The organism is Flavobacterium sp., from assembly GCF_003525665.1.
Lineage (GTDB): Bacteria > Bacteroidota > Bacteroidia > Flavobacteriales > Flavobacteriaceae > Flavobacterium.
Map to the genome: position 1 here is coordinate 4,170 of NZ_DQDX01000076.1, position 8,413 is coordinate 12,582.

At 31.5% G+C, this 8,413-nt stretch carries 8 protein-coding genes and 1 pseudogene; 4 read left to right on the top strand and 5 right to left on the bottom strand.

Translation table 11 applies throughout. The features are described from left to right. Positions 1-71 precede the first annotated feature (71 nt). The 3 genes from DIU01_RS05300 to DIU01_RS05310 all read left to right on the top strand — a co-directional run bounded on the left by DIU01_RS05300 (position 72) and on the right by DIU01_RS05310 (position 2,424). A complete protein-coding gene (locus DIU01_RS05300; RefSeq protein WP_290832235.1) occupies positions 72-518 on the top strand; it encodes a type I restriction enzyme HsdR N-terminal domain-containing protein in 447 nt (148 codons plus the stop codon). Positions 519-522: 4 nt separating this feature from the next. Continuing rightward, a complete protein-coding gene (locus DIU01_RS05305) occupies positions 523-1,515 on the top strand; it encodes a glycosyltransferase family 2 protein (protein ID WP_290832206.1) in 993 nt (330 codons plus the stop codon). A gap of 78 nt (positions 1,516-1,593) precedes the next feature. Beyond that, the gene (locus DIU01_RS05310) at positions 1,594-2,424 is read left to right on the top strand and encodes an OmpA family protein (protein WP_290832208.1); all 831 of its coding nucleotides are present in this window, start codon (positions 1,594-1,596) and stop codon (positions 2,422-2,424) included. A gap of 68 nt (positions 2,425-2,492) precedes the next feature. Here DIU01_RS05310 and DIU01_RS05315 read toward each other — a convergent pair whose 3' ends face one another. From DIU01_RS05315 to DIU01_RS05330, 4 genes are read right to left on the bottom strand one after another with little or no spacing between them, the layout of a single operon-like run. After that, entirely contained in the window at positions 2,493-3,506 is a 1,014-nt protein-coding gene (locus tag DIU01_RS05315) for a carboxypeptidase-like regulatory domain-containing protein (protein ID WP_290832210.1), read from the bottom strand. 7 nt (positions 3,507-3,513) lie between these two features. Further along, entirely contained in the window at positions 3,514-4,134 is a 621-nt protein-coding gene (locus DIU01_RS05320; protein ID WP_290832212.1) for an L-threonylcarbamoyladenylate synthase, read from the bottom strand. Positions 4,135-4,136: 2 nt separating this feature from the next. Next, on the bottom strand, positions 4,137-4,628 hold the full coding sequence (locus DIU01_RS05325) for a hypothetical protein (RefSeq protein WP_290832214.1): 492 nt from the start codon (positions 4,626-4,628) through the stop codon (positions 4,137-4,139). 15 nt (positions 4,629-4,643) lie between these two features. Then, the gene (locus DIU01_RS05330) at positions 4,644-6,980 is read right to left on the bottom strand and encodes an ATP-dependent helicase (protein WP_290832216.1); all 2,337 of its coding nucleotides are present in this window, start codon (positions 6,978-6,980) and stop codon (positions 4,644-4,646) included. Between the two features lie 114 nt (positions 6,981-7,094). On the opposite strand from DIU01_RS05330, the gene DIU01_RS05335 reads away from it, so the two are divergent. Continuing rightward, complete coding sequence (locus DIU01_RS05335) at positions 7,095-7,616, top strand: hypothetical protein (protein ID WP_290832217.1); 522 nt, start codon at positions 7,095-7,097, stop codon at positions 7,614-7,616. Between the two features lie 15 nt (positions 7,617-7,631). On the opposite strand, the pseudogene DIU01_RS05340 reads toward DIU01_RS05335, so the two are convergent. After that, a pseudogene (locus tag DIU01_RS05340) lies at positions 7,632-8,413 on the bottom strand (M1 family peptidase); the annotation flags it as partial.

Consider the following 8,413-nt stretch of genomic DNA (forward strand, 5'->3'; position numbering starts at 1 on the left):
TTTCAGATATTAGATTTCAGATTTCAGATTTGAAAAAAGAAAACTTTAAACTTATTTTATACTTTTGTCTAATGCAAAAACTCAATTTTCCAACATTTACGTTTCGGTTCAAAAATAGTGAAAATAAAGTAGCTATCTTCGATGAAATTAGGAAAAAATTTATAATTCTCACACCCGAAGAATGGGTTCGTCAGCATGTAACTCAGTATCTTTTACAAGAAAAAAAATATCCAAAATCGTATATTAATGTTGAAAAGTTAATAAAGATTAATGATTTAACTAAACGCTATGATTTAGTTGTTTTTCAGCCTAATGGTGCTCTTTTTTTATTGGTAGAATGTAAAGCTCCAGAAGTTAAAATCACGCAACAAACTTTTGATCAAATTGCACGGTACAATCTTACATTAAAAGCGAAATACTTGATGGTTACTAACGGACTAAATCATTACTTTTGCGAAATGGATTTTGAAAATGAGAAGTACGTTTTCTTAGAACAATTACCCGATTTTAGCCTATAAATAAATGATAAACAAAAAAATAGCTGTTGTAATTTTGAATTGGAATGGTGCCAAATTGTTAGAGCAATTTTTACCATCGGTAGTTTCATTTTCTGATGAAGCAACAATTTATGTAGCCGATAATGCATCAACAGATACTTCAATTGAAGTGGTGAAATCGAAATTTCCTTCGGTTAAAATTATACAAAACGATTCCAACTATGGTTTTGCAAATGGGTATAATGTGGCATTAAAAAACGTTGAAGAAGACTATTATTGTTTGCTAAATTCAGATGTTGAAGTTACTGCAAATTGGCTTACTCCTATCCTATCCACATTTGAAAATGAGAAAGAAATTGCTATAATTCAGCCCAAGATTTTAGATTTCAAAAACAAAGAATTATTTGAATATGCTGGCGCAGCTGGTGGATTTATTGATAAATATGGTTATCCTTTTTGTCGTGGTCGAGTTTTTAATACAATCGAGAAAGATTTAAATCAATATGATGATGAACGCGAAATATTTTGGGCAACTGGTGCCTGCTTTTTTGTTAGAAAAGAAGTTTACAGAAAATTAAACGGATTTGATGGAGACTTTTTTGCTCATCAAGAAGAGATTGATTTATGTTGGCGTGCTTTTAATTTGGGATATAAAGCAAAATACACCTATAAATCTGTGGTTTATCATGTTGGTGGAGCAACTTTAAACGAAGGAAATCCAAGGAAAACTTTTTTAAATTTTAGAAACTCTTTACTAATGTTGTTGAAGAATTTACCAAAAAATCAATTGTTCAAAATAATTTTCATTCGATTAGTATTGGACGGAATTGCCGGAGTGCAATTTATTGTTAAAGGAAAATTCAAACATTGTTTTGCAATTGTAAAAGCACATTATTCTTTTTTTGAATTGATTTCTAGAAACTTAAAGAAACGAAATACTGTTCAAAAGCAAATTTACTATCACACAAAAAGCATTGTTCACCGCTATTTTGTTAAAAATGGCAAAGTATTTGAGTAAAAGTTAACAATACTTTAGGGTAATACATCGTTATTACAGTCATTTAATCGTAATTTTGTAAAATCAAAAATAAATAATATGAGAAAAGTAATTTTAATATGTTCGTTGGCTGCATTGACTTTAACATCGTGCGGTACAAAAAAGAAAATTGCAGCATTAGAGCAAAAAAACAAAGAATGTCAAGACTTATTGAATTCTACAACTGTTAAATTAAATTTATGTTTATCAGAAAAAGAGGCTTTGAGTCAACAAAATGAATATTTGAAAAAGAATAATTCAGATTTGATTAGCGCTTCTAAAGACATGACTATTTTGTCTACAAAAGGTGCTCAAAATATTGAGAAAGCATTAGAAACTATCAAAGAAAAAGACTTGAAAATCTCTAGAATGCAAGATGCTCTAACTAAAAAAGACAGTGTAACCTTAGCATTGGTAACGAGTTTAAAAAGTTCGGTTGGAATTTCTGATCCAGATATTGAAATTAACGTAGAAAAAGGAGTTGTATTTATTTCTATAGCAGATAAATTACTTTTCAAAAGCGGAAGTTATGTAGTAAGCGACAGAGCAAAAGAAGTCTTAGCTAAAGTGGCTAAAGTTGTAAATGACAAACCTACATTTGAGTGCATGGTTGAAGGTCATACTGATAATGTTCCATTCACAGGAAACGCTGTATTGCTTGACAACTGGGATTTAAGTGTGAAACGTTCTACTGCAATTATTAGAGTTTTAACTAAAGAATTAGGTGTAAAACCATCACAATTAATCGCTGCTGGACGTGGAGAATTTGTACCGTTAGTTGACAATAAAACTGCCGAAAACAGAGCTACAAATAGAAGAACTAGAATTGTTGTTTTACCAAAAATTGACGAATTCTACGAAATGATTGAAAAAGAAATGAAGAAACAGTAAACTAATATTAAATTTTAGATATTAGATTTTAAATATAAAACGCCTTGAGAAATCGAGGCGTTTATTTTTTACTCAATCCCATAATTAACAGGCAACATCTCGCCTACTTTTTGATCGGACATGTATCCAGAGAAAACTATATCTTCAATATTAGAATTGATGCCATACTTGTCGATGTAAAAACTTTCGGTTTCAAGTATCATCTTCGATTGCAATTTTTCATTATATAAAACACTAAAAATAGCAACCGATTTAGTTAACTGTTGCGTTTGTTTTTTAACTTGAACTTTTGTGTTTCCTTTATCATTTGTTATCAAAAAATGCTGTAATGGATTTACAGGCAGTCGCCCAACATACAATCTAAAATTCTCTTTTTCCCAGCTTTTGCTTGCTATAGTTCTAAAAAAATGCAATTGCGAACCTTTGTAACATTCTTCACGTAGCTTGATAATTTTTTTATCTGAATTTACTTCTTCAAAGCGCGTTAATCCAGCATAAAAACAACGTTCGACATGCACAGATTCAATACTTAATTGATAAAAATTGGCTTCAAAATCTACTAATTCATAAGTAATTTTATATCCCAATAAATCGTTTTTAATAAGTAATGGTTTATCAGAATATGCTTTTAAAGTTTTGGTTGCTTCATCATAATCGAAATAAATATCGTCTTCGTTCAAGATTTTTGCTTTTTTAGCTGTTGCAGTTCTACCAAGAAATTGTTCTCTAAAAAGTTGCAATTTTTGCTTCCTACTAAATCTGTCTTTTTTAATAACGACCTCGTTTAACGAATTAGTAGCAATTTTCAAGTAAATAATTAGCTCTTTATCGGAATTAAAATTATTTAAAAATTGCGTTTGATATCCAATGAAACTGATTGCTAAAATACTATTCAATTTCGAACCATAACTTAAAGTGAAATTTCCGTTTTCATCTGAAATAGTTGCAATTGTAGTTCCATCAAAATAAATATTGGCACCAGGAAGCGGCTGTTTATTTTCATCAAAAACTCTTCCTTTTACTACTTGAGAAAAAGAATTTGATAAAGTTAAAAGTAAAAAAAGTAGTAGTATTCGCTTCATCAAACATTTATAAAATATCTAAACTTCCTTTTCCTTCTCTAATAATTTCTGGCTCATGACCCGATAAATCGATGATTGTAGAACCAACATTATCGCCATAACCACCATCGATCACCATATCGACTAGGTTTTGCCATTTTTCAAAAATCAATTCGGGATCGGTAGAATATTCTAAAACTTCGTCGTCATCATGAATGGAAGTTGATACAATTGGATTACCCAACATTCGAACAATTTCAATGGCAATATTGTTATCGGGAACACGAATTCCGACCGTTTTTTTCTTTCTAAATTCTTTCGGCAAATCGTTATTTCCTGGTAAAATAAAAGTATATGGTCCGGGTAAAGCGCGTTTTAGCAATTTAAAAGTTGATGTGTCAATTTGCTTCACATAATCTGAAATATTACTCAAATCACTACAAATGAAGGAAAAATTGGCTTTTTCAAGTTTGATTCCTTTAATTTTTGCAATTCGTTCAAGCGCTTTTGTATTGGTAATATCACAACCCAATCCGTAAACAGTATCGGTTGGATAAATTACCAAACCACCATTGCGCAACACTTCAACCACTTTTTTAATAGCAGCCTCGTTGGGTTTGTCTTCGTATATTTTTATAAATTGACTCATGTTTATTTTTTAAAGTTTTTTATTTCCTGCATTAGATTTGTAACATAAAACAACATCAAGATTGCTACAATATTAAATTTAAAAATCAAATAATCGTCATTTGATTTTAATTGAAATAAAAAATGTGATGGATGAAAATCAAATCCTACAATAGAATCTTTCATCAAATTCAAAGTCAATTTTATTCCAATTCCATTTACAGATGAATAAAATAAATCTCCTATTTCAAATGCAACAACTTGTAAAAACAACGTAGTTAAAACTAAATTAAAACCTTTACTATAGTTTTTCTTCTTCAACAAATATCCTGAATAAATGCATAATCCAAAAAAAATAAATGGTAAAACCATTGTTATCAAACCCATTAGATTAAGGTACTTTGATAAATTTGATGTGAAAAGCAAATATGAGGTTATTAACAAACCTAAAAAACCTCCAATAATTTGATAGTTTTGAATACTATTTATTTTTTTTAAAAGTCTTTTCTCTATCATCTATTTTCTTTATTCTTATCCGATTACATCTAGTTTCGCAAATCGCAACAACAATTTCTTAATTCCGCCAACTTCAAATTTGATTTCGGCCTTTTTATCAGCGCCAACTCCTTCAAGATTAATAACTTCACCTTTTCCAAAGCGTTCGTGCATTACAATATTTCCTGCTGTGAGTTTGTTATCGAATAGATTTGGACCAGATTCATTACTAGCATTGTTTCCAACAGGTTTCAATTTACGAATATTTGATGAGGAAACTGGTTCGTCACCATATCTTTTTGGTGGTGTTCCTCCAACTGGTTTTGCCAATCGCAATTTAGATTTATCAACATCTCCAAAAATATCAATATCCATCATCGGTTTGTATCGATAACCACCATTATCACTCGGATTGATGTACTCCAAATATTCTCCAGTAATTTCTTCTATAAATCGTGATGGTTCGCTATCGGTAAGTTTTCCCCAACGATATCTTGATTGCGCATAAGTTAAATACGCTTGATGTTCGGCACGAGTTAAGGCGACGTAAAACAAACGACGTTCTTCTTCTAAATCGCTTCGGGTATTCAAACTCATAGCACTCGGAAACAAATCTTCTTCCAATCCGACTACAAAAACATAAGGAAATTCCAATCCTTTTGCCAAGTGAATGGTCATCAAAGCCACACGATCGTCATCGCCAGTATCTTTATCTAAATCGGTTGCCAAAGCTACGTCTTCCATAAATTCGGATAACGCGCCACGAGCACCATCAATTTCTCGTTGACCTTCAATGAAATCCTTGATTCCGCCCATTAGAACTTCAATATTTTCTATTCGAGCGATACCTTCTGGAGTTCCGTCTTTCTTTAATTCTTGAACTAATCCTGTTTTTTTAGTCACATGATCTGTCAAATAAAACGCATCGTGATTTTCATTAATTACCTGAAAACTTTTAATCATTGTCACAAAATCTTGCAACTTGGCTTTGGTTCCTGAGTTTAATTTTAAATCAATTTTATCGATATGTTCCATCACTTCAAATATGGAACGTTTGTAATGATTGGCCGCAACAGTAAGCTTTTCGACAGTTGTATCGCCAATTCCACGAGCTGGATAATTGATAACACGAATCAGCGCTTCTTCGTCTTTCGGATTGATAACTAATCTCAAATAACAAAGTACATCTTTAATCTCTTTACGTTGATAGAACGACAAGCCGCCATAAATTCTATACGGAATATCACGTTTTCGCAACGCATCTTCCATTGCACGCGATTGCGCATTGGTACGATACAAAATGGCAAACTGACCGTTCATCATTTGGTTTCGCATTTTTTGTTCGAATATTTCGCTGGCTACAAATCGGCCTTCTTCTCCATCGGTTAAACTGCGATGGACTTTTATTTTTGCGCCATAATCATTGGCTGTCCAAACTACTTTGTCTAATTTGGTTTTATTTTTATCAATAATCGAATTGGCTGCTTCCACAATATTTTTTGTAGAACGGTAATTTTGTTCCAATCGATAAGTCTGAACATTATCGTAATCTTTTTGGAAATTTAAAATGTTGTTGATGTTGGCACCACGAAAGGCGTAAATACTTTGAGCATCATCACCAACGACACAAATATTCTGAAATCTATCCGACAAAGCTCTAACAATCAAGTATTGCGAATGATTAGTATCTTGGTACTCATCCACCATAATGTAACGAAATCGATCTTGATATTTGGCTAAAACATCTGGAAAACGATTCAGTAATTCATTGGTTTTCAAAAGTAAATCGTCAAAATCCATGGCTCCAGCTTTGAAACATCGATCTACATAATTGGCATAAATTTCTCCTAATCGAGGTTTTTTAGACATTGCGTCTTGCTCCTGTAATTCAGGATTATTCATGTAGGCTTTTACCGTAATTAGCGAATTTTTATAGGATGAAATTCGGCTTAAAACCTGTTTTGGTTTATAAACGTCCTTATCCAATTGCATTTCTTTAATGATGGCAGAAATTAATCGAACCGAATCTTGAGTATCATAAATAGTAAAATTGGAAGGAAATCCAAGTTTATCGGCTTCACTTCTCAAAATTCGAGCAAAAACAGAGTGAAAAGTTCCCATCCAAAGGTTTTTGGCTTCGTTACTTCCAACGATATCGGAAATACGTTTCTTCATTTCACGTGCCGCTTTATTGGTAAATGTAAGTGCCAAAATATTGAAAGAATCAACTCCTAAGCTCATTAAATAAGCAATTCGTATAGTTAACACACGTGTTTTTCCCGATCCAGCACCAGCGATAATAATCATTGGTCCATCTTTTTGTAAAACAGGTTTTTGTTGCGCTTCGTTAAGTTGACTGATGTATTGTTGCATAGAATATAATAAAGTTCAAATTTACGTTTACTACATTTGAATTGCAATATATTTTTATGGTTTATTCTATTATATTTGTCAACAAATTAAAGAATCTAAAAAATAGTTTAAAAAATGAATACTGATAAAATAATTGAATTGGCTTTTTACACGTTACCAGCTTTAATTACTGGCGCTGTGGCGTATTATTCGTTTCAAACATTTACCGAAAGTGATGAGAAAAGAAGACGATTAAATTTGCTAAAAGAAAATCAGAAACAGGCTTTACCTTTAAAATTGCAAGCTTATGAACGATTGGCTTTACTTCTTGAACGAATTAATCCAGCAAAATTATTAATCAGAGTGGCACCTTTAAGCGATGATAAAGTACATTATCAGCATTTATTAATTCAGCATATTGAACAAGAATACGAGCACAATTTGACACAACAAATTTATGTTTCTGACGAATGTTGGTTAATGATTTCGACAGCTAAAAATACTATCATTCAGAACATTAGAAAAACTACAATGAGTGTTGATATTGCAAATTCTGATAAACTAAGAGAGGCAATTTTAAGCAATTTATTAGAAGGAGAATCTGCAACAACTATTGCCTTGAGTTATTTGAAAACCGAAGTCAAAGATTTTTTGTAAAATAAATAAACTCAACTATTTCGAAAGCAAACGTTTTAATTGAAACTGTTCATTATCGGGTAAACTTGGAAGTAAATTTTCAAACAGATTATAATATTTTTCATCTTTTATCAATGCTCTAATTTTGTCTCTGGCATATTTGGTAAACTGCCATTTGTGATGAGTTGTAGCGTTTACTAAGTTTTTAAGTACTTCTGTATTCTCAGGATAAAGTGCAAGAAAACTATCTAATGCGTTTTGACGAACCGAACTCTCATAACTTGGTGAAGTATAATTTTTTAACTCACTCACAGCTTTTAATGCGTTAATTGACGCCATTTGATCATCTTGGTCGTGAACATCGGCATAACTTATGCACGCAGTTAAGTAAAATATTCTTAATTCTTTATCGTTTCTACCTTGCCAATTTTTAGCAATATCCAGATATTTCGCATGATCTTCTGGGAAATTTTTCCATAAAGTTACAAACGCTGCTTGCTTTGTATCGTAAGATTTATCATTTAATAATGTTTCATACTCCGCTTTAAAAGATAAAGGAACTTTAGAAATTGTTTCAGCAACAGCTTTACGAATAGCAACATCATTAGATTTTATAGCAATTGTAAACAACTCCGAAACTTTATCGAAAGATTCATTTCTAATTTGATAAATAGCTTCAATTTTTAAAGGAAAATAACCATCTGATTCTAAAATCGTTTTCAGCAAATTGTATTTTTTTTCTAAAGGTGTTTTTCGTTCACTTTGCAATTTCAATAAATCACGTAAAAATCCGTTTTTTGTCAATAGAAAATTGATTT